The organism is Sphingomonas endophytica, assembly GCF_001476895.1.
Lineage (GTDB): Bacteria > Pseudomonadota > Alphaproteobacteria > Sphingomonadales > Sphingomonadaceae > Sphingomonas > Sphingomonas endophytica_A.
The window spans coordinates 20,298-42,898 of the sequence record NZ_LDTB01000025.1; the positions used below are offsets into that span (position 1 = coordinate 20,298).

The 22,601-nt window shown below is 67.3% G+C and carries 33 protein-coding genes; 10 read left to right on the top strand and 23 right to left on the bottom strand.

Annotated elements, in window-relative coordinates; translation table 11 throughout:
- Positions 1-10: 10 nt before the first annotated feature.
- The 18 genes from NS334_RS08445 to NS334_RS08525 form a co-directional block, all read right to left on the bottom strand.
- Complete coding sequence (locus NS334_RS08445; protein ID WP_058755534.1) at positions 11-3,412, bottom strand: phage tail length tape measure family protein; 3,402 nt, start codon at positions 3,410-3,412, stop codon at positions 11-13.
- 12 nt (positions 3,413-3,424) lie between these two features.
- A complete protein-coding gene (locus tag NS334_RS17675; RefSeq protein ID WP_083500346.1) occupies positions 3,425-3,556 on the bottom strand; it encodes a phage tail assembly chaperone in 132 nt (43 codons plus the stop codon).
- A complete protein-coding gene (locus NS334_RS08450) occupies positions 3,556-3,981 on the bottom strand; it encodes a hypothetical protein (RefSeq protein ID WP_058755535.1) in 426 nt (141 codons plus the stop codon). Before NS334_RS08450 ends, NS334_RS17675 begins: the two co-directional genes overlap by 1 nt.
- Positions 3,978-4,277, bottom strand: a complete 300-nt coding sequence (locus NS334_RS08455) for a hypothetical protein (RefSeq protein WP_153002647.1) — start codon at positions 4,275-4,277, stop codon at positions 3,978-3,980. The genes NS334_RS08450 and NS334_RS08455 overlap by 4 nt, the downstream gene beginning before the upstream one ends.
- A 13-nt stretch (positions 4,278-4,290) precedes the next feature.
- Entirely contained in the window at positions 4,291-4,716 is a 426-nt protein-coding gene (locus NS334_RS08460; protein WP_058755537.1) for a hypothetical protein, read from the bottom strand.
- Between the two features lie 63 nt (positions 4,717-4,779).
- Positions 4,780-5,169: a tail completion protein gp17 gene (gene gp17 / locus NS334_RS08465; RefSeq protein WP_058755538.1), complete on the bottom strand. Its 390-nt coding sequence runs from the start codon at positions 5,167-5,169 to the stop codon at positions 4,780-4,782.
- Positions 5,159-5,734: a hypothetical protein gene (locus NS334_RS08470; RefSeq protein ID WP_058755539.1), complete on the bottom strand. Its 576-nt coding sequence runs from the start codon at positions 5,732-5,734 to the stop codon at positions 5,159-5,161. Before NS334_RS08470 ends, gp17 begins: the two co-directional genes overlap by 11 nt.
- Positions 5,731-6,075, bottom strand: coding sequence for a head-tail adaptor protein (locus tag NS334_RS08475; protein ID WP_058755540.1), 345 nt, complete (start codon positions 6,073-6,075; stop codon positions 5,731-5,733). The genes NS334_RS08470 and NS334_RS08475 overlap by 4 nt, the downstream gene beginning before the upstream one ends.
- Positions 6,072-6,611, bottom strand: a complete 540-nt coding sequence (locus tag NS334_RS08480) for a head-tail connector protein (protein WP_058755541.1) — start codon at positions 6,609-6,611, stop codon at positions 6,072-6,074. The genes NS334_RS08475 and NS334_RS08480 overlap by 4 nt, the downstream gene beginning before the upstream one ends.
- Position 6,612: 1 nt before the next feature.
- Positions 6,613-6,846, bottom strand: coding sequence for a hypothetical protein (locus NS334_RS08485; RefSeq protein WP_058755542.1), 234 nt, complete (start codon positions 6,844-6,846; stop codon positions 6,613-6,615).
- A 52-nt stretch (positions 6,847-6,898) separates the two neighbouring features.
- Positions 6,899-8,191, bottom strand: coding sequence for a phage major capsid protein (locus NS334_RS08490; protein ID WP_058755543.1), 1,293 nt, complete (start codon positions 8,189-8,191; stop codon positions 6,899-6,901).
- A 66-nt stretch (positions 8,192-8,257) separates the two neighbouring features.
- Positions 8,258-8,866 (bottom strand): HK97 family phage prohead protease, encoded by a 609-nt coding sequence (locus NS334_RS08495; protein ID WP_058755544.1) that lies wholly within the window; start codon positions 8,864-8,866, stop codon positions 8,258-8,260.
- Entirely contained in the window at positions 8,847-10,145 is a 1,299-nt protein-coding gene (locus NS334_RS08500) for a phage portal protein (RefSeq protein WP_058755545.1), read from the bottom strand. Before NS334_RS08500 ends, NS334_RS08495 begins: the two co-directional genes overlap by 20 nt.
- On the bottom strand, positions 10,142-11,920 hold the full coding sequence (locus NS334_RS08505; protein WP_058755546.1) for a terminase large subunit: 1,779 nt from the start codon (positions 11,918-11,920) through the stop codon (positions 10,142-10,144). The genes NS334_RS08500 and NS334_RS08505 overlap by 4 nt, the downstream gene beginning before the upstream one ends.
- Positions 11,921-11,923: 3 nt before the next feature.
- Complete coding sequence (locus NS334_RS08510; RefSeq protein WP_241491868.1) at positions 11,924-12,355, bottom strand: P27 family phage terminase small subunit; 432 nt, start codon at positions 12,353-12,355, stop codon at positions 11,924-11,926.
- Between the two features lie 195 nt (positions 12,356-12,550).
- Positions 12,551-12,871, bottom strand: a complete 321-nt coding sequence (locus tag NS334_RS08515; protein WP_058755548.1) for an HNH endonuclease — start codon at positions 12,869-12,871, stop codon at positions 12,551-12,553.
- Positions 12,871-13,509 (bottom strand): DUF3164 family protein, encoded by a 639-nt coding sequence (locus NS334_RS08520; RefSeq protein WP_058755549.1) that lies wholly within the window; start codon positions 13,507-13,509, stop codon positions 12,871-12,873. The genes NS334_RS08515 and NS334_RS08520 overlap by 1 nt, the downstream gene beginning before the upstream one ends.
- Positions 13,506-13,691, bottom strand: a complete 186-nt coding sequence (locus NS334_RS08525; protein ID WP_058755550.1) for a hypothetical protein — start codon at positions 13,689-13,691, stop codon at positions 13,506-13,508. Before NS334_RS08525 ends, NS334_RS08520 begins: the two co-directional genes overlap by 4 nt.
- A gap of 106 nt (positions 13,692-13,797) precedes the next feature.
- On the opposite strand from NS334_RS08525, the gene NS334_RS08530 reads away from it, so the two are divergent.
- Complete coding sequence (locus NS334_RS08530; protein ID WP_153002650.1) at positions 13,798-14,031, top strand: hypothetical protein; 234 nt, start codon at positions 13,798-13,800, stop codon at positions 14,029-14,031.
- A gap of 107 nt (positions 14,032-14,138) precedes the next feature.
- On the opposite strand, the gene NS334_RS08535 is transcribed toward NS334_RS08530, so the two are convergent.
- The 5 genes from NS334_RS08535 to NS334_RS08550 all read right to left on the bottom strand — a co-directional run bounded on the left by NS334_RS08535 (position 14,139) and on the right by NS334_RS08550 (position 17,211).
- Positions 14,139-14,789 (bottom strand): hypothetical protein, encoded by a 651-nt coding sequence (locus NS334_RS08535; RefSeq protein ID WP_058755552.1) that lies wholly within the window; start codon positions 14,787-14,789, stop codon positions 14,139-14,141.
- 12 nt (positions 14,790-14,801) lie between these two features.
- Complete coding sequence (locus NS334_RS08540; protein WP_153002651.1) at positions 14,802-15,179, bottom strand: hypothetical protein; 378 nt, start codon at positions 15,177-15,179, stop codon at positions 14,802-14,804.
- Positions 15,180-15,268: 89 nt separating this feature from the next.
- Complete coding sequence (locus NS334_RS18170) at positions 15,269-16,330, bottom strand: hypothetical protein (RefSeq protein WP_193753036.1); 1,062 nt, start codon at positions 16,328-16,330, stop codon at positions 15,269-15,271.
- A 291-nt stretch (positions 16,331-16,621) separates the two neighbouring features.
- Positions 16,622-16,924 (bottom strand): HigA family addiction module antitoxin, encoded by a 303-nt coding sequence (locus NS334_RS08545; RefSeq protein WP_058755554.1) that lies wholly within the window; start codon positions 16,922-16,924, stop codon positions 16,622-16,624.
- Positions 16,924-17,211, bottom strand: coding sequence for a type II toxin-antitoxin system RelE/ParE family toxin (locus tag NS334_RS08550; protein ID WP_058755555.1), 288 nt, complete (start codon positions 17,209-17,211; stop codon positions 16,924-16,926). The genes NS334_RS08545 and NS334_RS08550 overlap by 1 nt, the downstream gene beginning before the upstream one ends.
- A gap of 488 nt (positions 17,212-17,699) precedes the next feature.
- Here NS334_RS08550 and NS334_RS08555 point away from each other — a divergent pair, with 488 nt between their 5' ends.
- From NS334_RS08555 to NS334_RS08590, 9 genes are all read left to right on the top strand, one after another.
- Positions 17,700-17,945 carry a hypothetical protein gene (locus NS334_RS08555; RefSeq protein ID WP_058755556.1) on the top strand — a complete coding sequence of 82 codons (246 nt, stop codon included), beginning with the start codon at positions 17,700-17,702 and terminating at the stop codon, positions 17,943-17,945.
- Positions 17,946-18,279: 334 nt separating this feature from the next.
- Positions 18,280-18,759, top strand: coding sequence for a hypothetical protein (locus tag NS334_RS08560; protein WP_153002653.1), 480 nt, complete (start codon positions 18,280-18,282; stop codon positions 18,757-18,759).
- Positions 18,760-18,880: 121 nt separating this feature from the next.
- On the top strand, positions 18,881-19,222 hold the full coding sequence (locus NS334_RS08565; protein WP_058755558.1) for a hypothetical protein: 342 nt from the start codon (positions 18,881-18,883) through the stop codon (positions 19,220-19,222).
- On the top strand, positions 19,219-19,395 hold the full coding sequence (locus NS334_RS18610; RefSeq protein WP_193753037.1) for a hypothetical protein: 177 nt from the start codon (positions 19,219-19,221) through the stop codon (positions 19,393-19,395). Before NS334_RS08565 ends, NS334_RS18610 begins: the two co-directional genes overlap by 4 nt.
- Positions 19,395-19,622: a hypothetical protein gene (locus NS334_RS08570; protein ID WP_153002654.1), complete on the top strand. Its 228-nt coding sequence runs from the start codon at positions 19,395-19,397 to the stop codon at positions 19,620-19,622. Before NS334_RS18610 ends, NS334_RS08570 begins: the two co-directional genes overlap by 1 nt.
- Complete coding sequence (locus tag NS334_RS08575) at positions 19,622-19,876, top strand: NUMOD4 domain-containing protein (protein ID WP_058755560.1); 255 nt, start codon at positions 19,622-19,624, stop codon at positions 19,874-19,876. Before NS334_RS08570 ends, NS334_RS08575 begins: the two co-directional genes overlap by 1 nt.
- On the top strand, positions 19,876-20,373 hold the full coding sequence (locus NS334_RS18175) for a hypothetical protein (RefSeq protein ID WP_058755561.1): 498 nt from the start codon (positions 19,876-19,878) through the stop codon (positions 20,371-20,373). The genes NS334_RS08575 and NS334_RS18175 overlap by 1 nt, the downstream gene beginning before the upstream one ends.
- Positions 20,366-22,207 carry a ParB/RepB/Spo0J family partition protein gene (locus tag NS334_RS08585; protein WP_058755562.1) on the top strand — a complete coding sequence of 614 codons (1,842 nt, stop codon included), beginning with the start codon at positions 20,366-20,368 and terminating at the stop codon, positions 22,205-22,207. Before NS334_RS18175 ends, NS334_RS08585 begins: the two co-directional genes overlap by 8 nt.
- Positions 22,204-22,521: a hypothetical protein gene (locus tag NS334_RS08590; protein WP_058755563.1), complete on the top strand. Its 318-nt coding sequence runs from the start codon at positions 22,204-22,206 to the stop codon at positions 22,519-22,521. The genes NS334_RS08585 and NS334_RS08590 overlap by 4 nt, the downstream gene beginning before the upstream one ends.
- The last annotated feature ends 80 nt before the right edge of the window (positions 22,522-22,601 follow it).

Consider the following 22,601-nt stretch of genomic DNA (forward strand, 5'->3'; position numbering starts at 1 on the left):
GCTGGATCTCTCAGATGCGCGGGCGGCCGTAGGCGGCGATGGTCTGCGCGGAGGCGGCGTCGATGATCTCGGGCGCGGTGGCCCGGACCACCTCCACCGCGACCCCGACCGCGCGCTTGTCGATCGTCGCGTGCAGGTCGTCGCTGAGCGCGACCCGCAACGTCATGTTGCGGCCCGGCTGAAGCCCGCCCCGCGCCGATAGCGGGAGCGTCGGTGCGCGCAGGTTCGCGATCGAACCGCCATTCGCGAAGCGCGGCAGGCGATTGTCGTTGATCGCGTGGAGCAGCGGCAGGTTCTCACGGGTCGCCCGCTCGTTGACGATGAATTCGCCGTTGCTGACGCGGATTGCCCCCTTTCCGTTACGCAGGATCGCCAGAATGCTGTCGGAACGACCGGTTCCCGGCCCGACGATCCGGCCACCCGGCGTGCCGCCGTCCGCGAAGCCCGGCAGCTCGCCGATCGCACCGCCATCCGCCATTCCCGGGGTCGCCCCGCCGATGGCGGCGACGATCGCCTTCTGGATCGCCAGCCGTGCCAGATCGGCGATGATACTCCCGACGACCTCCCCCGCGACGCCCTTGAGCTTGAGCAGATTGGTGACGGCGCTGGCGGTCGCGCGCGACCCGGCGTCCTCCAGCGACTGGAAGCCGCGCACCGCCGCCTCCTCGAACGCGCTGCGCGTATCGCCGGTGACCTTCTGCAACCGGTCCCGGTACTGATCGAGCGGTGACGCATTGTCGCGATCCGATCGCGCCCGCTCGGCCCGCTCGATACGCGACAGCCCGCCGAGCTGCTCGGCAGCGCGCTGCACTTCGACGGGATCCTGCGAGGTATCGCGAACCCTCTCCAGCGCCTTCCGGCGTAGCTGCTGCTCGGCCTCCAGAATGTCGCGCGCGATCTTGCGCCGCTCCGCCTGGGTAACAGCCAGATCCTCGCTGATCCGGAGCTGCGCCAGGCGCGATTGCAGATCGTCTTCCTCGGCGGTGTAGCGCCGCTCGATCGTGCGCGTCGCCGCCGCGACCTTGATGTTCTGCACGCGCTGGACGCGGGTCGCTTCGTTGATTGACTGCAGATGCGCCGCCTGGGCGAGCGTGATCTCACCCGCCTCGAACTCATTCGCGATCTTCTTCTCGGTCGCGGCGGCTTCCGCGTCGATGCTTTCGCGCAGCAGCTGGTCGCGTTGCTCCTCACTGCCGGCGGTGCGCCGCGTGGCATCGAGAAGCCGTTGCCGGGCAGCGCGCTCCTGATCCGTATATTCGCTGTCGTCGTGCAGGACCGCCTTGCGCGCCGTTTCGGCTCGCCGGTCGAGCGTGGCCTGTGACGGCCCGCGCGGCGCGGCCTTGCCGAAAGCGACATGGAACACCTTCTGGTCGCGCTCGACCAACAGCTGCCGGATCGCGACGCCTTCCTTGGCGAAGGCATCGCGGATCTTGCTGACGGTCAGACCGGGCGCAAAGCCGATGTCGATCGCCTGCCCGCGTTCATGATCGCTGGTGCCGGGCTTCGCGACGGGACCGTTATGCCGACCTGCCAGCTTGTCGGCGTAGAGCTGCTCCTGCCGTTCGCGCGTACGCAGGCCGCTGGTCACGCGGCCGCCGATACTGGCGGCGATGCGGGTCGCCTCCGCCACGTCGATCGTCCGGCCGATCTGGTTGTCGTTGCCGAGGCGGCTGGCGCTACGCTGCGCGCGCTGCGCGTTGCCGATCTCTGCCTGCTCCTGTTGCTTCAACAGGACAAGACGCCGCTTCAGCACGCCATTGATCGTTTCCTCGGCGGTCGCCTTCCGCTTGGCGACGTCAATCAGACCACCATCGCCCTCGTACCGATCCTTTATGGCCGCGATCGGATCGATGGCGAGGTCGGCACGCTCCGCCACGAGGTTCTTGCGGGTCTCGAGCAGGGTCGCATTCGCAGCCTTGATCGATCTGTCGACAGTCGCGAGGCGGCGCTCCAGATCGGTCACCTGCTGCTGCGCCGCCACCCGTCCGACCGCGATGCCGCCCTCCGGATCGGCTGGTGCTGCATTGGCGCGCTCTTCTTCGGCCCGTGCCTTCTCCAGCTCGGCCGCGAGATCCGCGCGGGTCTTCTGCAATCCGGCCAGGTCGTTCTTCGCGCGGATGTTCTGCCGTTCGGCATTGGTCTTCAGCGCGTCGTTCTGCTTCTGAAGCTCGTCGGTCAGCGCCCGCACGTCCTCGATCAGACCGCGCTCGGTCCTCGCGAACAGCTTCTTCGCCGCCTCGGCGGTCGCCGTCTTCTTGGCATTCTCGCCAAGTTTGTCGACCTCGTCGTCCAGCTCGCTGCCGAGCAGGTCGATATCCTTCGTCAGCGCGCCGACCACCAGCATCGCGCCGGTGATCGCCAGCCCCCATGGGCCGATCATGAAACGGGCGAAACTGCCGGCCTTGCCCTCGATCATCGAGAACTGCCCGGCCAGCTGGCCGCCCTGAATGGCGACCACCTGGAAGATGTTCGCACCCATCGACAGCTGCGTAAACGTGTCCTGGACCTGGTACGACGCGCCCTGCATGGCCGCACGAACCGCCCCCGTCGTCGCGACGAGCTGGTTCGACGGCCCGATCGCGCCGGTCACCGCTTCGGCATGTGCGCGAAGCCGCCCCCGCGAGACGTCGGTCGCCATGCCATATTCGCGCTGGGTGATGATCCCGGCCTTCAGCAGCGCGTCGGCCCGGTCCATCTCGGCGTTGAAGCGCTGCTGCGCGAGATACATCGGGTCGATCTCGGCCCGTAGCATATCCGCCGCTGCCGCCAATGCGCGCGTCTCGACCGCCGCCTGCCGTTCGTTGAGGGCAAGCTGCTCGGCCTGCGCGGCCGATTGTGCGATGCGCTGGTGCTTGGTGACGAACAGCTCGGTCGCCTCGCCGCTCTTCAGCAGCTCGATCTCGACGCGCTCCAGCGCGCCGGCCTCGGCCAGCAGCGCGGCGGCTTTCCGCTCGGCTTCCTGCTGCGATGCGCGGGTGGCCTGGATAAACAGGCGTGTCGCCTCGCTGGTGTCGCCGACCCGCGCGGCAGTGCGTTGCGCGGCTTCCCCGATAAGCTCGAACGCGCGCGCCTGATCCTGCGCCGCCGCGGCCCCGGCGCGGATGTCGTCCGCGCCAAGGTTGACCCGGCCGTCGATCGTCGGCCCCTTGATCGCCTGCGCGGCGATCCGCTGAACCTGCGAGAAGCTGGCCTCGAACGACTTCTCCGCGCGCGTGGCGGCATCGTCGGCGAGCGCGGCGAAGCTGCCAAAGCGCTTCCCCATCTCGCCGATCGACTGCTCGACGTTGCGCGCCATGCGATCGGCACGACGCTCGAAGCGATCGATCGGCTGCTCGCCTTCGGCGAGGTGACGGCGGAGCAGCTCGGTCGCGGCATCGACCTGCAGCAGCAGACGTTCGGTGGTCTCCGCCATGCGCGCCTCCTGTCAGCTGCCGTCGTCAGGCGGCGGGGGCGGTTGCATCCGCTCCCAGGCACTGACCGCATCCCAATATTCGACCGGGGTGGCGGTCCAGAACTCGCGCGGCCGCCACCCAAGGGCCGCGACCGCGAAGCCCATCAGCCGACGACGGGGGCTTCGTCCGTCGTCTTCGTCGTCGCCGTCGGCTTCAGATTTCCCGCGCTGTCATATCCGCCCGTCACGGCCAGCGAGAGCATGGCGGCGATGGTCTTCAGGCAGCCGTGGAAGCCCTGATCGCTGTCCAGGATCAGTCGGCCGATCCGCGGCGCGGTCGCACCGGCCGCATCCCGGCTGTCCGCGTCGCGGCCCCAGGCCCTGATCGCCTCGGTCGCGATCTGCGCGGTTTCACCCAGCGTCAGCGTGGCGTTCAGCGCCGATCGCGCGATGTCGACCAGCCCGCGGCCGAGTGCCTTCTCGGTTGCGTCGATCGCCTCGTAGGACGGGCGCAGGCCCATCTCCACACCGGCGAGCGTCAACGACAACTCGCCGCGATCCTCGACCGCCGATCGGGACACGTCGCTCACTTCGTCACCGCCTTGGTCGCAGCGACCTCGGGCACGGCGGGATCGGGCAGCTCGGCGTAGATGCGTCGGATGCCCGGCAGCGCCTCCGGATCACTGGCGATCGCGCGTGCCAGCTCGATCCCGGGCAGCTCGTTCCTGTCAAGGAATGGCCGAAGCGCGGCTGCCGCGCGATCGGCGCCCGCGGACAGGATCGTGTCGATCTCGCGCGCGGAACAGCCGGTCGCGGCGATCAGCTGCTGGTCGAGATTGGACGGGGGCGTGATCTTCACGTCCCGGCCAGCAAGGGTCAGGTTCATGGCCGGAGGCTCCTTACGAGAGGGTGTCGACGGTGGGGGCGGCGGCGAGCGTCAGCGTCACGCCGACGGTGACGCTGGAACCCTGCTCGAACGACTGGTTGTCGAGGCCGGTGTACATCAGCGCTTCGAACACCACGTCGCCGGTCGCGAACGGCTTCTTGCGGATCTGGTAGACCTCGGTCGCGTCGGATTTGTCGAGCGTCTCCATCCGGGTGTAGCCAGTGGGGTCGGGCAGGTCCGGGATCATCTGCTGCGACAGCGTCAACGACCGGAGACCGGGCTGCTGGGTGTCGTAACCCTCGGTATCCTTCGTCGCGTTCGACGAGAAATTCTTGCCGCCGTTGCGGGTCAGATTGCCCTGACCGGCGGGCTGCGAAAACGTGGTGCCATCGGCACCGCGCAGGAACAGGCGGTAATTGTTGCCGAGCTTCTTCGCCATGCGGTTTCTCCCATGCGAAAGGCCACGCTGGCGTAGCGCGGCGGGGGTGGTGGAGGAGGCGGGTCAGCCCTCGAGGGCGACGAAGCTGAAGATGCTGACGCCGGAATAGTCACCGTCGTCGCCGAGCACCGCGTCATCGTTCTCGAAGGCGCCGACGATCGTCCAGCCGGGCTGGTGCAGCGTTTCGCCATCGAGTGCCGCGTCGACCTGGGCGAGCAACGCCAGCAGCGGCGCGCGCTCGCTGGCCTCGACAAGGGTGATGATGTGAACCGTGACGATGCGGTCGCGACTTGGTTCCTTGCCGGGCAGCCGCGCGCTGCTCATGTCGCCGATGATGACCAGCGGATATGGCGCATCCTCGGGCACGTCCTGATAGACACGCGCGACGGTGACCGACGACGACAGCGCTTCGTAGATCGCGGCCTCAACGGCTTCCTTGGCGCTAGTCGCCATCGCGGCCTCCGATCGTTTGCAGTGCGCGAGCATAGATCCCGCGCAGGTTCGCGCTCAGCTCGGCACGGAGATCGCGGTAGCGTCCGGTCACGAAGCGCTTCCCCTCCATTGCGCGAACTCGCATCTGGTAGGGGCTGCCGATCGGCGTTCCCTTGTTCGGGCCACGCCGCCGCAACCGGTCATCGGAAATGTGGAATACTGTCCGCCGGATGCCGCCGTTCCGATTATTCCCAACAAGCGTGCGGGCTTTGATATGGCGGGTGACCCGCACGATCTGCTCCGTACGCCCCAAGTCCTGAATTCGACCGTAGAATAACTTTGCCCGACCGCGCGGCGAACCGATCAGCCCGACCTGCAGCCGCAACGTCGTCGTCAGTATCTTCTGCGTCAGCCCGGCGATCAGCCGCCCACTCTTGCGCGGCGCGCGCGCACGTACCGCCGCGAGGATCCGCCGGCCCGTAACGCTCAGCTCAACGATGATCTCGTGCCGCACGGCCTCGGGCAGGCGGCGAAGCAATTTGCGCACCCGCCCGGAACCGCGCACGACGTGTCGGCGGAAGGTCATGCGGTGCGCTCGCTGAGGCAGGTCATGACCAGGCCATCGCCTGCGGAATTCGGCGCTGCCGCTTTTACCTGCATGACGATCGTGCCCCACCGGACGCGATGAGACGGAGTCACGTCGTCACGAATTCGTATCTCGACACGCCATAGCTGGGCGGAGCGCTCCACGCTTTGCCGGACCGCTTCGTCCCCGCGCAGAGCGATCACCTCCGCCCAGGGTTTGGCATAGGCCTTCCAGCCGCCGGTTGCAGGGTTGGGCTTGCGCCCGCCGCGGCCATTGTCGATGTCGTCGGGAGCGAGCAGTGTCACCTGATGCTTCAGGCGCGTCGACGACAAAGCGGTCATGCGCCGATCCGCGTCCCGCTGATCAGCGGGAAGATGTCGACGGCCCTATCCTCGAATTTGCCGCGCGCGAGCGCCAGCATTGCCCAGCGCAACGATACTGGCATCGGACCAACAACGCCCCCATAGCCGACGACCAGGCGCGCGGTGATCACGCCGCGACCCGCCAGCGTCGGCGGCAGCACTACACCGCGCGCGGGGGCGATCCCACGCTCCAGCCCGGCCCCGACCAGGTCGTAACTTGCCGGCGACAGGGTCGCCCACGCGCCGCTCAGGTCTCGATAGCGGATCTCCGCGATGCTCTGCACCGGCCCGATCGGCAGGAAGTCAAGGTCGCCGAAGGTATCGGCCTGGATCTCGACGGTCTGTTCGACCAGTCGCAGCCCGGTAGCCTGTTCGACGTCGCTGCGCGCAGCGGCGATCAGCATGTCGACATCAAGGTCGAGGCTGTCGCCATCGATCCGGAGAAAGCGCTTCACGTCGGCGCGCGCGATCGGCTCGGCCACCGCGGCGGCGACGGTGACCGCCTCGCTCAGCATGTCAGGCCGCGCCCTGCACCGCTTTCACGGCCTTGGAGCGGGCAGGCTTCGCCGGGGCAGGCTGTACGGTCGCCGGGGCGGCGGGCGCGGCTTCGCTGACGTCGATCGCCAAGTCGCCGTCGACCAGGCGCTGCGCCTCGTCCGCGCCGACGTCGACGCCGACCGTCAGCGTCTGCCCCGGCAGACGGGACAGCCCCGGGCCTTCCTGCCCGACGAGCATCTTGATCTTGTCCATCGGGATCTCCGGGCAAGGGTGACGGGGCGAGCCGATGGCCCGCCCCGACAGGTCAGGCGTGCTGGAGGTGCTTGACGGCGTTGGCGTCGAGCAGATTGCCGTCGTAGCGGATGAGGCCGGCCATCCCGACCTTCGGCCAGAAGCGCTCGCGCACCGTCCCGATCAGCGGCGAACCGACCTTGCGGACGGTATAGGCGCTGTGATCGCCGAATAGCACCGAGCGCTTGCCCGCGCCGATCTCGGGCACGTCGTCGTTGACGCTATAGGCCTTGCCCAGGATGACGTCGGGCGCGTTGGCCTTGATGTCACCCATCTGCCAGAGGAAGTTGCCGTTGCCGTCCTTCAGCTTGCGGATCACCGCGAGCGTGGTGTCGGCGAACTGCCACCGGCAATAAGGCGACCGGCGGTACGCCTGGTTGACCGAGTGCTGGAGATCGATCAGCTCCTCCGCCGCGATAGCGGCCGCCGATGCGGCGAGCTTGCCCCGGGCGGACGCGACGACGATGCCCTTGGGCTCGTTGACACCTGTGCCGATCGTCAGCTTGCCGTTCGCGCCGCGGCCCATGCGTTCGCCGAGCTTGCGCGCCAGGAACTGCTCAACGTTGAACGCCGAGTCCTGGAGCAACTCGAAGCTGATCTTCACCCACGGCGTGGCGAACACATAGGCGCTCAGCGTCGCGTTCCCGAAGACCAGGTCGCCCGAGCCGTCGTCGACGACGTCCGCGCCCTCGGCGAGCGGTGCCGAGGTCTTGGTCGTGTCGTCGTTGGTCGGGATGTCGTAGGGGTTGCCGGAGCTGGTCACCATCTCGTCGGTGATGCCGGGGTCGTACATCGGTCCCCACACACGCATCACCTCGATGATGCGGTTGGCCAGCGTGCGCGGCACGGTGAAACCGCCGGCCGCCGGCGTACCGGCGGTCTGGGTGCGGTTCTCGACATAACCGCGCCGCAGCGCGGCACGCTGCTCGCGTTCCAGGCCCGACACGTCGCCACCTTCGGCCAGCATCGCGTAGAAGGCGTCGCGATACTCGAGTTGGGAACGCTCGCCCGTCTCGTCGCCACCGCCGCGGCCTTCGTCGCCGTCGTGGCTGCGGACCTCGCGATCGCCGCCATTCGGGCGCTGGCGCTCGCGGCGCTCGACCTCGACGCGCTCGGCCTCGGCGGTGCGGCGCTCGCGTTCGATGTTGCGGTCGAGCGTGTCCAGCTCGGCCATGATCGTGTCGTGACGCTGCTCCAGCTCGGCGGTACGCGCCGCGTCGGTGTTGCCGTCGATCTCATTCAGCGCGTCGCGGGCCTGCGTGACCAGGCGGCCGCGCTGCTCGTGCAGCTCGGTCAGGGATGCCATGTGCTTCTCCAGTGGGGATGACGTCGGGGGGAAGCGCCGACGCGCGCCTCGGGCCGGGCCCGGTGACTAGATGCCGCGTTCGGCCTGCGCCTGGCGCGCGCGACGCGCCGCCATCCGCGCGGCGGCGCCGGCGCGATCATGGTCGCGGCGTTCGTCGCGGATCTTCTCGAGGCTCCGCAGCGCCACCTCGGTGTCGCGGTACTGCGGATAGGCGGTATAGGTGATCTCGTAGAGCGCGGCCTCGAGGATGGTGCGCTCGGTCAGGTCCTTCGTCTCGTCCCATTCCGAGCGGATCGACACGAAGCCGAAGGACATGCCCGCGATGTCACCGCGCTCAAGCTGGACGATCAGGTCGCGACCATCCGACGTGTCGGGCAGCGGGTTTTCAAACGCCAGGCCGCGCGCATCTTCGCGCAGGATCAGCGTGCCGGCACCCTTGCGGCCGACGACCCGGCCGCTGTCATGGCTGTGCAGCGCCAGCACATCACGCTCCTGGAGCGACTTGGCAAACGCGCCCGGCGCGATCTTCTCGCGCCACATGCCGCCGATATCGGTCCAGGTGTCGAACAGCGCGGCATAGCCGGTCGCGGTGCGGCCGGCGCCCTCTGCCGAACGCAGCTCCAGAGGGGTGACGATCGCGCGCAGCTCGCGCCCATCAATCATCGGTGCGGGCATCGCTGTCGTCCTTCTTCTGGTCGTCGCCGGCGGGATCGTCGTCCAGCGCCGGCCCGCCGTTGTGGCCGATCGGCGCGGCCGTGGTGCCGAGCGGCACCGTCGCGCCCTGAATGTACGGCTTCGCCCCGACGCCGCCCGGATAGGCAGCGCGGTTGTCCAGCTCGCGCGCCTCGTCGGGCGTGATCTGGCTGGTCTGGATCGCGCGGGCGATCGCCTCGATCCGGCTCCGGAAGTCGGCGCGCTGCAAGCCGTCCAGATTGTGCTTGACCTCGCGCGCGCGCCGGCGCTGGCCGAACAGCTTCAGGTTCAGCTCCTGCTCGAAGATCACCGCCCAATGCAGGATGACATGCTTCACGAGCTGCAAATCCTGCTGCTCGGTATTGCTGAACGTACCCTTCGACAGGTCTTGCAGGAAAGCCGGCGGCAGGCCGTACAGGCGCGCGATCTCCTGGATCTGGAACAGCCGCGCCTCGGTCATCTGACCCTTGTCGGGATCGATGCCGACCGGCTTCAGCGCGTGCCCGGGGGGCAGGCCGAAGAACGCGCGCCCGGCCTTGCGCGCCAGCTCGATGGCACGCTGGATCTGCTCGGTCGCGCGGCGCATCGCGTCCGGCCCGTTCGGCAGCGGCCCCTCCAGCGCCATCGGCGGAATACCGCCGCCCGCGAAGAAACCCGCCGCGAATTCGTTCATCGCGATCGCCAGCGCGATCGCCTTGCGGCCCTTGTGGATCGGCCCGAAGGCGCCCAGCTGGTCGGGACGGATGCCGAAGGAGACGTCGATGACGTCGGCCGCCGGATATTCGTTCGCGCCGCAACGGTAATAACGCCGCCCGTTACGGCGGACCACCGTCGTCTCGTTCGGGTCCATCGGCCAGATCGCGACCGGACGGACGCCGGCGCGCTCGATCCAGCTCACACCGCGACCGCCGGTGAACACGCCGTGCCACATGTACCTGCGCCAATTGGCGGCGGTCCACTCCGGGTTCGGCGCTTCGTTGAGCAGGAGCGTGATGTCGCCCTTGTCGCGCGTCGACTTGCCGTCGACCTCGCGATAGCTGTGCAGCGGCAGCGTCGCCATCGTCCGTTCGAGGAAACTGACCGCGTCGAACACCGCCGGCACCTCCAGCGCCGATTCGACGGTGACGTGCGGCAGCTGCACCGCGCCATTGGCGATGCCGAGGACGGCGGACCAATCCTCCCAGCTCGATACCGAGGTGACGCTGTCCGGACGCTCCATCGATCGCTGCTCGCGACCGCCGCCGAAGGGCCACAACCTCATGCCTGACCCACCATGTCGTAATCCGGGTCATCGAACGGGGAGGTGGGCATGGGTTCGTCCTCCCGTTTCAGTGCGGCGGCGATCGCCGCGATCAGCGCGACCGGATTGTCGATCTTCGCCTCCATCCGCGGCTTGCGCGGATAGACGTTGTCCTTGGCGTCCTGCTGCGCGACGACGTTGGCGACCTGCCACTCCATGACCGGGCATCCGGCGTGCCGGATCAGCTCGGCCTTCATCAGCGCGTCGAGCTCTTTCATCGGGTCGGAGAAATTCACGACCGTCGGACGCACCTCGACGACGGGCACGCCCTCCTTGACCAGGCGATTGATGAGCATCGTCGCCTGGGCGGGATCGTAGGCGACGGTCTCGACCTCGAAGATCCCGCGCAGATCGGCGATCGCGATCTCGATCTCTTCGAAGTCGGTGATATTGCCTTCGTTGACGTCGAGCAGGCCCTGCGCGTCCCAGCCCTGGTACGCGTTCACGTCCTCGACCGCCTTCGTCGGCAGGAAGTACCGGCCCAGCCGGATATAGGGATCGGCCTTCGTCGGCCGGTCGCCGAGCGGCAGGATCAGGATCTCCAGCGCGGCGATATCGACCTTCGATGCCAGATCGAGGCTCAGCACCGCGCGCCGGCCGCGCAGCCATTCCAGCGCCACCGCCTCGGCAAACAGGACCGGGATGCGCGGGTCGGTGCAGCGCCGCCACGCCTCGATGTCGAAATAGGCTGCTTTCGCCGCGACCCACAGATTGAGGTGCTTGGTCTTGAAGATCGCCCGCTTGCGTGGCGTCGCGATGGCGTCGCGTTGCCGGGCGAGCAGATATTCCAGACCGACCGATACCCCAATGTTCGGGTTGGCCTTGCGGAGCGCCGCCTCCGTCCGCCAGTCGTCCTCCTCGTCGATCGTATATTCGGCGAAGAACGTATCGTCGTCGAGCGGCGGGCCGCCGTTGTGCCCGATCCCGGCTAGGCGCTCGCGCTGCTCCAGGATCATCGCGTAGCACGGACCCGCCAGATTTTCCCCGGCGGTGGTGATCAGCAACTGCAATGGCTGATCCCGGGCACCCATGCCGGTGATCATCGTGTCCACCTGCGCGTCGTCGACGTGCTCGTGATACTCGTCGTGGATCGAGCAGCTCGGCGATTGCCCGTCGCCGGGATCGCCGATGATCGTCTCCATCCGGCTGCCGTCGTCCGGGCGGTGAAGCTGCTTGGCGAGCAGCTCGATCCCGAATTTCGCCTTCAGCGCCGGCAGCTTCTGAACCATCAGGCGCGCGGGCCGGAAAACCTCCCACGCCTGCTTTTCGTTGGTCGCGCCCGAATAGACTTCCGCGCCATACTCGCCGTCGGCGCACAGCATGAACAACGCCAGGCCGGACGCGATCGCCGACTTTCCGTTCTTGCGCGGCACGACCAGCAGCCAGCGCCGAAACCGCCGCGTGCCCTCCTGCGTGCCGGCCTTGTGCAGCCAGCCGAAGACGACGCACAAATTCCAGATCTGCCACGGCTCGAGCGTCAGCCGCTTCTTCTGCTTCGCCCACGGCCCCTTGGTATGCGGCAGCCGCTCAATGAATTTGCACGGCCGCGCCGCCTTCGCCTCGTCGAAGCGATAGGGGAAGTCGTCACCGGCACTCCGCACCAGTTCGGTGATGAAGCGCTCGCATTGCAGCCGGATCTGCTTGCCGGCCGGAATCTTGCCCGAGACGACGTCGCCGGCATATTGCCGCGCGATCGCCACGTAATCACGATCGGGTAGCCCCGGGGCGGTGGCCACCGATCAGAAGTCGTCGAAGTCGCCCGGCGCGTCCTTCTTGCCGCTGGCGAGTTTCATGGCGGCGGACGGGCTGAGCATGAGCTCGCCCAGGAGCGATTGCGCCTGGCGCATGGCATCGGACAGCATCGCCACTTCCGGCCGCGCGCGGATCATCTCGGTCACCACCTGTTGGCCGTCGACTTTCCGCACGGTCGTGCTGGTGCAGGTGTCGCCGGTCATCTCCAGCACCGCCTGGAAGCGCTGGATCTGCTCGAGCCGCATTGCCAGCAGCGCGACGATCTGCACGAACTGGGCCTCGGCCCGACCCTGCACCGCGAGCAGGTCCGCGATCTGATTGAACATCAAGCGCCCAAGGTCGGACAGGTGGATGGGCGGCACCATCGCCTCACCCGCGCCGATCGCCGGCGGCACGCGCGCGCGCTCGGCAGCGGTCATCTTCAGCGCCGGGTCGTTACGCTTCCTCCCCGCCCCGGGGCGGGCACCACCGCTCGCCATAGGGTGCCTCCGACGGGATCATTTTGGTTTTGAATTCGCCCGCACGAAAATCCAGTTGGGCTGCGGTGTCCGGCCAGAGCGGCTGCGAGGGATCGACCCACCCCCTCCCGGTCGGGGCCGCCCGGGGCGGCGGGGTCAGATGTCGGGGTCGGCCGCGCGGCGCTGGGCGTCCTCGGCCCGCGTCTTGGCGCGGTGGCACGGTATGCAGAGGCCCTGCTTGTTGGCGCGATCGTCGCGGCCGCCCCGACTGAGAGGCTTGATGTGATCGACCTCCTCGGTCGGGCTCTCGTCACCGCGTGCCAGGCAGAGGCGGCATAGCGGCTCCTCGGCGAGCACCTGCGCCCGGTCACGTTGACCGGCACGACCACGCTTACGGCGGTCGGGCTGGCCGATCGGCGGCGCCCATTTCCTGCGCTTGGCAGGCACGCCGCCTAGCACGGGCGGCTGCCACGGCATCAGGCGACGGCGATGTCGAGCGGGATGCCCTGCCATGCCGCGTCGGGCGCGGCGCGATTGTAGAAGCGGACGTAGCTCCGCGACCCGATGACGCGGATGCTGTTGCGGATGGCTTCCATCGCCCGCTGCCAGCGCTCGTCGGGGCTCTCCACCCGCAGCAGCATGAACAGCGCCGCGCGGTTGATCTGGCCTTCCTTGTCGACCGAGAACACCTGGTTGACCAGGGCGCGCAACTCGGCGCCGCTGCCCGCCGCCCATTCCGACAAACAACCGTCGATCAGCGTCTTGGCCGTCTGAAGCTCGGGGCCAAGCTCGAGGAGGTCCGCGGCCTGCACCTGCACCTTCAGGCAGCCGTCGAAGCTGGTCAGCGTGACGTTGCCTTTCGGGCCGCCGATCGTCGTGCCATATTCCTGGGCGAGCAGCGCCTGGAAGCCACCAACGGCGGCGAATGCCTCCACCTTGAACGCGGCGATCGCGGCCGACACCTCGGTCGCCCGGGCGATGATGTCGCGCACCGTTTCGTCCATCAGCAGGTCGACGGCCTTGATCGCCTCCAGCGGCACCAGCGCGCCCTTGGCGTCGCGCAGGTAGGGTTTGCCGCCGACATCGATGGCGCCGGGGCGGACAGCCTCCGTCACGCCAGCATCCCCGCCGCGGTTGCGGCGACCGCCGTCTGGGCCACGGCAGCGAGTGCCTTCTGGGCTTGCTGACCCTGCTCCACCGCATCGTACAGTCGCTCGAGCTGTTCGCGATCGATGGCGACCCGGGCGCTCTGGCAGGCTTCCAGCGCCAGGCGCGCCCGCGGGATGTTGATCATCATCGGCTCACCATGCGGCTGAACGCCCGTCCGCGCTGACGTGGAGGGGCGGGTTGACGGGCCGTGCGCCGGCACCGCGAAAGGGGGCGAGGATGTCGCGCGCGACCGCATGCGCGCGCTCTTCAAGCTCGTGGAAATGACGCGCATCGCGCGCGCCACGCCGAAAGTCGCGCGCCAGGACCTCGGCGTCGCGAACCGCAAGATCCAGATGGTCGGCGGGGGTGCGCCGCTGCGCTCCCGAGGAAGCCGCAGCGGCGCGAGCGTGCGGACCGGCGTGTGTGCTACGGCGCGCATTGCTCATCGGCGCGATCTCCTGATACGCGGGAGGCGTGCCCGGCTCTGATGGCCGCCGGGGGCGCGTCGGGCGCAATTGTCGCGGGGTCGGATTTGGCCGTTACGTGACGATTTGAGGCGCTGCACCTTGGTGCAGTGTACCAATGTGCAGGGGGGTCACGACGCCACCACCTCGCCGCGGCCATAGCGCGCCCACCACGTCGTCAGCGCCTCGCACAGCAGCGTGCGCGTGCGCGGCACGCTGAGTGCGAACAGGCGCGCGGCGTTCGTCAGCGCCACGTCCTCCGCGACGATCGCCAGCATCGCGGCGGGTTGCGTGATCGATCGCAGCCACCATTCCAGCGCGTAACGCCCGTAAGCGATCTCGATCGTTGTCAGCTCCACGCCGTCGCCGCCCACGCCACCGCCGCCCGTCCGCGTCTCCCAACTCGCCGTCTTCAGCGGTGTGTCCGCCATCACCGCGCGATAGGTCGCCGCGATCTTGTCGGCCGCGGCGAGCTGATCGGCGTCGATCGCGCCCGACATATACAGCCGCGCGATGGCGCCGGCGCGGCGTTCGCGCGCGTCGAGGTGGGCGATCGTCTCCGGCGTTCCGTTCCTGCCCCCGAACTGCTCGACCAGGACGACGCGCTGCTCGATCCCGTCCGCCAGCTCGGCGCCGCGCGCGCGCATCGCCGCCTTCGCCGCCTTCCACTCGATCTTCGACATGCCCTCCGGCTTTTTGCCGATCACCGGCGCCGGGCGCGGCCGACCGAGGACGAGATGGTCGACGCGCTGCTTTTCGCGCTCGGTCGTGGCGAGTTTCATGGACGCTCCGGCTCAGTCTGGGCCGGGAAGATGCTCGAACGGAGGGATGACCGGCAGCTGCTCAATCGTGCAGGGGGCGGGAGCGATCAGCGGGCCAAGTGGCCGCGCATGAAACCACCCGCGCTCGCCCAGCTCGTTCTCAATCATCTCGCGGCAGCGATCGAGATCGCGGATGCGGCTGGCGCGCTGCGCGCCGGCCTCGCGATCGAGGACGCGGTCGAAGTAGACCAGCTTGTCGACGTGCTGCTTCACACGGGTTTTGCTGATCGGGGGCACCATCAAGCGCCCGATCTCCTCATAGCAGGGACTCACGCCCGATCGCGCGATCCGCTCGACGATGATGGCCAGCACCTGCACCCGGCGAGGAGCGGCCGGGCGGTTCCCCTGCATGACGGAGTTATAACGAACTTCTGATGTCGGGGATAGCGCCGTAAGACGGCGCTCGCAGAATGGCACGCATTCGATGGAAGGGCCGTTTCCTAGTACGAATTCCCGATCCACATAGCGCTTGGCTTCAAGCGATATGCCTCTTCATTTTGCTCATGGGGAGTGCCATCGGGCGAAATCTCCCAATTAGCGGGCAACTGGCTCTGCAACCAAACGTGCCACCCGCGCTGCGAGACATAAGTCTCCACCTCGGCCGGCAGATCGGCCAAATCTTCGCTTAATGCGTCAATTTCCTCATTTCCCCCGGAGTCGTTCGCCACGTAACCAAAATCAACTCTCTCCAGCGTCCGGTCTTCCTTAAAGAGGTAGCCCCGTGATCGCCGCCTGTATCTCTGTCGATAAGAATTACCGTAGACATCACCGTAGCTTAGCTCGCCCCACCAGTACAATTTCATCCAGCCCTCTCGATGTGCGTGCAAGTCATCAGCATCAATAGATACGGCACACCACCGAAGCTCACTTTTAGGCTGGATCGTGGACTCTGGGCGAGTGAACGTTTGCCAAAGTGATGGCAGCCGAGGATATGGAAACCATGGAGGGAAGGAAGGAGCGTGCCAGCTTAATCCATGAATGAACATGTCGACGCCGGTAGCAGGAGTTGCTCCGTAATTTTTCCAGATTACGAAAACGTCGTATGAATATACCTCTCCTGCCTCATTTACATTCCTAACCGTCTCAATACGGTCAATTCCAACATAAGCACGCATCTGCCTACGAGCAGTGTCGTTATTCAACCTGTTCGCCTCTGCCGCTATGTCAAGCGCGCGTCTCGAATGGCCTAACGAGCGTAAAAGAGCGAACAGCCCCAAGGCGCTTACGGGAAGTTGTGCTGCTGCAATGACAGCCGCCCAAAAGCTCCACGATGAGGCGGCGACCTGAGCGGTGACCTCTTCGCTGCGCAGCCTCGCTTCCCGCTGCTTTTCAAGCTGGTCTGCTTCGCAGGAGCGACGGGACGAAGATGCGACCTGTAGGCAACCCTTACGCCCCTCCGCTTCAGAAAAGCGTCTGAGACGTTCGTAGGCATCACGTTCGGTGGCCCTGCCGACGTCAAAGGCCAGATGGACGAAGCAGTACAAAACGAACAGCGCAGTCACAGCACATACTGCAACATGCAAATAACGACGATGGGTGCTCGATTTCGCAGGTTGCGGCGTCATTCAGCCACGTTTGCAAGAAAATTATCGATTGTCCACGAGCAGTTGCTCAGTGCCACGCGTACACCTTTCGGCTGACGGCGAGAGCGCAGCCCTCGGCAGGTTTTGATTCAAGTGGCCGAGTGAGGCGGAGACACCCTCCGCCTCACTCGCAGCAAGGGCGCGGAAATGCTGGCGATTGGGGGCATTGTTCAGGGCAATTACCCCGCCGATACCCCGATCATCCGGTCCTCACGCCGCTACCAGCGACCGCTCCACTACGATCTCGTCGGCGTGCTCGCGCATCTCGCGCACGTCCCAGGCGAGCTGCATGCGCAGCATCGTCTCCGCGTCGATGCCGAACACCTTCTCGAACCGCAGCGCCATCTCCGGCGACAGATCCGCGCGCCCGTTCAGCAGCGTGCTGAGCGCCTGGCGCGACACGCGCAGCAGCGCGGCGGTTTCCGTGACGTTCAGCTTGTGCGCCGCCACGATCTCGCTGGCCAGCCATTGGCCCGGATGGACGTGGAGGCTCGGGTGAAGGGTGATAGCCATCAGTGATAATCCTCCAGATCAAGGTCGACGATCGCCCCCTCGGCATCGATCGAGAAGGTCATCCGCCAGTTGCGCGTGACCGTCAGCGCCCACGTTCCGGCCCGATCACCCGTCAACTGGTGCGCGCCGAAATTCGGCGGTGCCAGCAACGCGTCGGTCGACGTCGCCGCGTCGAGGAACACCAGCATCATGCGAAGACGGGTCACCACCTCGGACGGCAGCCCCTTGGCATTGCCGGTTTCGGCGAAGCGGCGAAGGGCTTTGTGACGGATGCTCTCAATCAGCATGCCCCCTGTTTATAACATGCCAGGCGGAGCGTCAAGTGTCGCGCGACACATTGCATCCGTTGTCACCGAATCAGCGGTTAGGGCGATTCGCGCCCAAGCGCAGATTTTTGAGCAAGCTCCCGTCCAATCAAAGCAAGTGCGGCGAGGGACTCTGCGCTTGCGGATGGCCAAAGCATCGACAGCACGCGATCAACATCCTGTTCCTCGGCAACCGCGCTCCGGCGACCAGTGACTATGTATGCGACGTCCAACCCGCTTCCCTCAAGCGCTGACAAGTAACGGATATCTGGAGCGTTTTTTTCCTGCTCATACGCCCGCTGAGTGTTCCGGCTGGTGAACGCGTCCTGAGTGCACGAAGCGCGCTCACGCTCCTCGCGCAACCGAGCGCCCCATCCAGCCACAACAAACAGAATTTTGCGCACTCCCGTTGACGATGGTCACTTTTTTGTGCACGGTGGCACTGCTTTACACATCTTGGCACATTCCCGATGTCCACCCGAGTCACAACAACCGATGACAGTCTCCGGCAACGGGCCATCGCGCGTCGCGGTGAGCTCGTCGCAGAAGGCGTGAATATCTCGGAATGGGCGCGTGTTCATGGGTTTACCGTCAGCTTGGTACACAACGTTCTGAGCGGCGGTCGCAGCTGTCGGTTCGGCAAGTCGCACAAGATCGCCGTCGCGCTCGGCATCAAGGCCGAAGGCGCAACCGTGGACCTGGAGCCGCGCCGATGACCCCGCGTCCGGGCGACATTTCTCTCCCTGGCGGGCGACAGCCCGCTTCGGGCGCCGGACCGGGAGCGTGCACGAGCCGCTCCCCTGAAGGCCACTCCCTCCGCGCCCCGGCCCCCCGAGACGTGCGGGCCGGACGGGGACAGGCGAAGACCATGCGAGGCGTTGTAGCCGTGTCCGTATGCCTGTCCCCCGAAGGCCCGTCATCCATCACCCCCATCGCCCGCTGGCAGGCCGGTCGATCGCCGCGCATCCCGAGCGGTGAAGCAGCCTGCCACCCTGTGACCCTCGGTGCCGGACGCCTGTCCGGTCCGGCACCGACCCGGGCGACAGTCGCATGACCGCGCGTCGCGCATCTGCGGGATTGACCCCCCGTGTTTCCCGCGAAGACGCGCACCGCGCGATCGGCGCGTCGCTGCGCCGTCACTTGCGGCGCAAGGGCTGGACAGTGAAGCGGCTGGCGAACGCCAGCGGCGTCCCCGACAAGGCGATCGAGTGCGCGAAGTACGACGTTGCCTCGGAACACTGGCGTCCGATCCACAAGGCCGAATGGCTGCTGTCGATCGCCGCGGTCCTCGGCGCCGACTTCACCAGCCCGGTGCTGGCGGTTGCGCAACAGGGCGCATTCGACATCACGCCGGACATTGCACCGCGCCCCGGGGAGATCGTCGCGACCATGGCCGGCCATACGGCTGAGATGGCGGCGATCCTGGTCGACGGTATCGTCGACGACGAGGAGCGGCCTCGCGTCATCGCGATCGCCACCAGCAAGGCAACCCACGTCGCTGCGATCCTGCGCCTGGCGCAGCCGCCATGACGCCTCGCGCGCCGCCCGACAGCGGCTAGGCTCCCCGCCTCTATCACACCGACTGCTCCCGCCGGCCCCGATCGCACCACGTGCTTTCGAGGACGGTTTTCTGCTGCCCGAAAGCCTGCCCGTGACGCTCGATGAGATTCGCACCGCCATCCTTGCCATTCACGGTGCGCTGACCCCCTTCAATGTCGCCGGCGACTTCGCCGAACCGCTGGTCCACCTGATGACCGCTGCCCATGTGCTGGGCGAGCCTGAAACGTCGACGACGCCCTACGATCTGCAGGGCGCACGGATGGTGCCGGAGATCCTGCAGCATTTGGTCCTGCAGGAAATGTGGCTCCGCGATCGGATCATCACGGTCCCCGCGACGTCGGTGAAGGCGATGGTGGCGCTGCCGCTGCTCAGTCAGGCTATCAACACCGGCATCAACGGCTATGCCCGCCGATCTCGTGGTGGCCGCGCATGATCCCGCGCCAGCGCCCGCACCTCGTGCTCCCGCTGATCGTCGCGGCCCTCCTTGCCGGTTCCGCCGCGCTCGCGCTGTTCCTCGGCCACCCGCGCATCGCGCTGACCGTCGTCATCCTCGCCCTCGTCATCACGCTCGCGATCCTGAGCGAGCTGATCTCCGGAGACCGCTGATGCATCGTGCACCGCCCCGCCACCGCCGCCACGCGGTGACGACGATCGCGCTTCCTCGCCCGACGATCAGCGCGCAGCGCCTCCGCCGCGCGCGTCGCTTCCACCATCTCCACCGCATCTCGATGTGGAGCGTCGCCGGGTTCTTCCTCCCACTCCCGTTCATCCAGATCGGACATTGGCTCTTCGGCTGGGACAGCGTGAACGTGATTGTCGGCGGTCTCGGCTGATGAGCGGCGAGCGCTGGAAGCCGGTGGTCGGCTACGAAGGTCTGTACGAGGTGTCCGACCAGGGCCGCGTTAAACGGCTGCGTCGGGAACAACGCGTCGAGACGACGGCCTTCGACCGGCCTTACCAGCGCCAGCTCCAGAACCTCATTCTGAAGGCCCAGCCGAACAAGAACTCGCCGATCGTCACGCTCTACCGCGACGGCACGCGAAAGCAGATCAGCGTTCCGCGCCTGGTCCGGGAGGCGTTCGGCTGATGGCAGGCTGCGTCGTTCCCGGATGCGATCAGCAGCGCGGCGCAAACTCGCGCATGTGCCCGCGGCACTGGTCGTCGCTCAGCGCAAAAGTGCGCGCCTGTCTGGCGTTGGAGGTCGGGCAATCGCCGATCCGCGATCAGATGTGGGCGGATGCGGCCAGCATGATCGCCAATGGTGAGGCGGTTGCTGTCGATCTCGAGGTCAATCCCCCGAAGGTCGCGCGACGAGCCTTGACCGCGATCCGCGCCGACAACGGGCGGCGGGTTCCCTGTCCGCATTGCCAATTGATGTGCCTGCCCGAAACGCTGGCGCGCCACGTCAGCTTCTGCCGCGACGACGGGGAAGCGGTGCGCCGGTCCACCTCGCGCGTGCCATCGAATCAACCCCCGGCCGGTTCGGGGAGCCGACCGGATGCGACTCCCGTCCCCGTACCCAGCAAGCCGGCGGGTGCAACCGCCGGGGCGCTTTCACGCCTGCCGGAGACCCACCGTGAGTAGCACGATCCTGACGATCGACCAGATCTGCCTGTCGCCCTTCAACGTCCGCAAGCGCATCCCCTCGGCGGAGGATACCGCGACGCTGGAGGCATCGATCCTGGTCGAGGGGCTGCGCGTCCCGATCGACCTCCACCGGATGCGCGGGTCGAAGACGAAATTCGGCGCGTTCGCCGGCCGTCGCCGCTACTTTGCGATCAAGCGGCTGGTCGAACGCGGCGCGCTGCCGGCGAACTGGCCGATCGCACACAAGATCCACGACGTGAGCGAGGCCGAGCTGATCGAGATGTCGATCACCGAGAACCTGCTACGCACCGACATGGAGGCTCACGAGCTGTATGCCGGCGTAGCGATGGCGGCCGCGAGGGGGCACACCGCCGCGCAGATTGCTGCCGCGCTGGGGCAGAACGACGTCCGTCTGGTCGAACGATGGCTGCGCCTCGGCCAGCTCGCCCCGCCGGTGTTCGCCGCCTTCGTCGACGGGCTGATCAGCAAGGAGCAGGCGGTCGCCTACGGCGCGACCGCCAATCGCGAGTTGCAGGAACAGATCTTCGCGCGCCTCAGCCGCCACGCCTCGCCCCGCACGATCCGCGAGGCAATGAAGATCGGCGACGCGCTCGAGCGCCGCCAGCTCGCGTTCGTCGGCGAGCTGACTTACCGCGCCGCCGGCGGGCGCTACGAACTCGACCTGTTCGCCGACATGACCGAGGATCGCGGCCGCATTGAAGACGCCGGCCTGCTGCTCAAGCTGGTCGAGGAGAAAATGGCGACGGTGCGCGAACAGATCCGCGCAACCACCGGAGATCCGACGCTACGCTTCGTGCCCGCGCCGCCGCAAACCGACGGGCGCACCGATCATCAACTTGCGATCACGCCGAGGCGGGACGGTGATCGCCTGAAGCTCCCCGCCGGCGACGTCGTCGCGCACGTCGAGATCGACGCGACCGGCGAAGCGCTGGTCAGCTATTGGTGGGCCAGCCGCTCGGCCAAGCATGGTGGTCGCAAGGATGAGCAGCCCGGTGCCAGCTTCGCCCCGGTCACCGCGCCCGTCGATGCGACACCCGCCCGGCCGGGCGCCGCGATCCCGCGCGAGGAGCGGCTGAGCGCCGACGCGATGTTCGCGCTCGGCGCGGTGCGCAAGGCGATCCTCCGCGCGGCGCTGGTCGACGATGCCGACGGGGGCGGCGAAACGGGTCTGGACTATCTCGTCTTCGTCCAGGCGCGCGCGCTGCTCGACGATCGCCGCCCGGCCGGGCTGGGAATGCGGACGATCCAGAGTGACGGCATGGAGAGGGTCTCGACCGAGGGTTTCGCGCTCGCGCAACGTCACGTCGCAAACGCGCCGGCGTCGCGCATCACCGGCGATGCGCTGCGCCGCCTGCGCGGCGAGCGCTTCTTCACCGAGCCGGATCTGGCGCAGGCGTTCGGCGCATTCATCGCCGCCGACCTTGTCACGAAGCGCCTGGCCGCCGCGCTGGTCGCAGGGATGGCGCTGGAGCGCAGCCTCGCCGCCGATGGCTATGCCATCGCGCTTCACGACGAGGTGGCGCGCGCGATCGGCGTCGATCGCGACGACGAGGTCCGCCGCGCCTATTGGACGCCGACCGGCGACCTGCTCGACCTGTTCCCGAAATCGCCGCGCCGCGCGCTGGCGGAGGGTCTGGTCGATCGCGCGACATACGCGAGCTGGGGGAAGCTCGCCTCCGGGCCGCTGACCACCGCCGTCCTGACCGCCGTCACCCGCGCCGGCGGCAAGGGCGAGACGTGGGTGCCACCCCTGCTCCGCTTCTCCGGTCCGGTCGTTTCACCCGCCAGCACGAGGGAGGCAGTCGAATGAGCGGCGTGCAGAAAGACCTCAGCATGAAGTTGCAACGTGATCTTGCGGAGGTGTTGCAACGGAACCTCCAGCTATTTCAGATCGCGTTAGATCCGGCTGACATGGGGGCGATGCTGCTGGAGGCCAGCTTGATGATCGTCGCCAGCTCGGCGGCCACCATGGCGAACCTGGTGGCGCAGCGATCGACCGAGGCGGACGCCATCCGGATCTTCAACCACATGTACGACGGCACGTTGTCCCAACTCAGCGACGCGAAAGCAGTAGCGCTCGCCCGGACGCTCGCCGAACTACGCGCGAGGGAGCGAGGCGGATGAATGTTCCTTCCATCGCCGCGCTGTCCCGGCGTTTCACCAAGGCGGTTGAGGCGGGCAAGGGCATGCGTCTGGAGGCCGCT

Bases quoted from the DNA above. Each gene is read 5' to 3' on its own strand.
- NS334_RS08575 (WP_058755560.1), top strand. From the start codon at position 19,622: ATGAGCGGCGAGCGCTGGAAGCCGGTGGTCGGCTACGAAGGTCTGTAC.
- NS334_RS08485 (WP_058755542.1), bottom strand. From the start codon at position 6,846: ATGGACAAGATCAAGATGCTCGTCGGGCAGGAAGGCCCGGGGCTGTCC.
- NS334_RS08475 (WP_058755540.1), bottom strand. From the start codon at position 6,075: ATGACCGCTTTGTCGTCGACGCGCCTGAAGCATCAGGTGACACTGCTC.
- NS334_RS08470 (WP_058755539.1), bottom strand. From the start codon at position 5,734: ATGACCTTCCGCCGACACGTCGTGCGCGGTTCCGGGCGGGTGCGCAAA.
- NS334_RS08495 (WP_058755544.1), bottom strand. From the start codon at position 8,866: ATGCCCGCACCGATGATTGATGGGCGCGAGCTGCGCGCGATCGTCACC.
- NS334_RS08515 (WP_058755548.1), bottom strand. From the start codon at position 12,871: ATGCCGTGGCAGCCGCCCGTGCTAGGCGGCGTGCCTGCCAAGCGCAGG.
- NS334_RS08550 (WP_058755555.1), bottom strand. From the start codon at position 17,211: ATGCTGATTGAGAGCATCCGTCACAAAGCCCTTCGCCGCTTCGCCGAA.
- NS334_RS08500 (WP_058755545.1), bottom strand. From the start codon at position 10,145: ATGAGGTTGTGGCCCTTCGGCGGCGGTCGCGAGCAGCGATCGATGGAG.
- gp17 (WP_058755538.1), bottom strand. From the start codon at position 5,169: ATGGCGACTAGCGCCAAGGAAGCCGTTGAGGCCGCGATCTACGAAGCG.
- NS334_RS08545 (WP_058755554.1), bottom strand. From the start codon at position 16,924: ATGGCTATCACCCTTCACCCGAGCCTCCACGTCCATCCGGGCCAATGG.
- NS334_RS08480 (WP_058755541.1), bottom strand. From the start codon at position 6,611: ATGCTGAGCGAGGCGGTCACCGTCGCCGCCGCGGTGGCCGAGCCGATC.
- NS334_RS08560 (WP_153002653.1), top strand. From the start codon at position 18,280: ATGACCGCGCGTCGCGCATCTGCGGGATTGACCCCCCGTGTTTCCCGC.
- NS334_RS08460 (WP_058755537.1), bottom strand. From the start codon at position 4,716: ATGGCGAAGAAGCTCGGCAACAATTACCGCCTGTTCCTGCGCGGTGCC.
- NS334_RS08530 (WP_153002650.1), top strand. From the start codon at position 13,798: ATGCGCGCGCTCTTCAAGCTCGTGGAAATGACGCGCATCGCGCGCGCC.
- NS334_RS08555 (WP_058755556.1), top strand. From the start codon at position 17,700: ATGTCCACCCGAGTCACAACAACCGATGACAGTCTCCGGCAACGGGCC.
- NS334_RS08445 (WP_058755534.1), bottom strand. From the start codon at position 3,412: ATGGCGGAGACCACCGAACGTCTGCTGCTGCAGGTCGATGCCGCGACC.
- NS334_RS08535 (WP_058755552.1), bottom strand. From the start codon at position 14,789: ATGAAACTCGCCACGACCGAGCGCGAAAAGCAGCGCGTCGACCATCTC.
- NS334_RS08525 (WP_058755550.1), bottom strand. From the start codon at position 13,691: ATGATGATCAACATCCCGCGGGCGCGCCTGGCGCTGGAAGCCTGCCAG.
- NS334_RS08540 (WP_153002651.1), bottom strand. From the start codon at position 15,179: ATGCAGGGGAACCGCCCGGCCGCTCCTCGCCGGGTGCAGGTGCTGGCC.
- NS334_RS08510 (WP_241491868.1), bottom strand. From the start codon at position 12,355: ATGACCGCTGCCGAGCGCGCGCGCGTGCCGCCGGCGATCGGCGCGGGT.
- NS334_RS08570 (WP_153002654.1), top strand. From the start codon at position 19,395: ATGCATCGTGCACCGCCCCGCCACCGCCGCCACGCGGTGACGACGATC.
- NS334_RS18175 (WP_058755561.1), top strand. From the start codon at position 19,876: ATGGCAGGCTGCGTCGTTCCCGGATGCGATCAGCAGCGCGGCGCAAAC.
- NS334_RS18610 (WP_193753037.1), top strand. From the start codon at position 19,219: ATGATCCCGCGCCAGCGCCCGCACCTCGTGCTCCCGCTGATCGTCGCG.
- NS334_RS17675 (WP_083500346.1), bottom strand. From the start codon at position 3,556: ATGGGCTTCGCGGTCGCGGCCCTTGGGTGGCGGCCGCGCGAGTTCTGG.
- NS334_RS08590 (WP_058755563.1), top strand. From the start codon at position 22,204: ATGAGCGGCGTGCAGAAAGACCTCAGCATGAAGTTGCAACGTGATCTT.
- NS334_RS08455 (WP_153002647.1), bottom strand. From the start codon at position 4,277: ATGAACCTGACCCTTGCTGGCCGGGACGTGAAGATCACGCCCCCGTCC.
- NS334_RS08490 (WP_058755543.1), bottom strand. From the start codon at position 8,191: ATGGCATCCCTGACCGAGCTGCACGAGCAGCGCGGCCGCCTGGTCACG.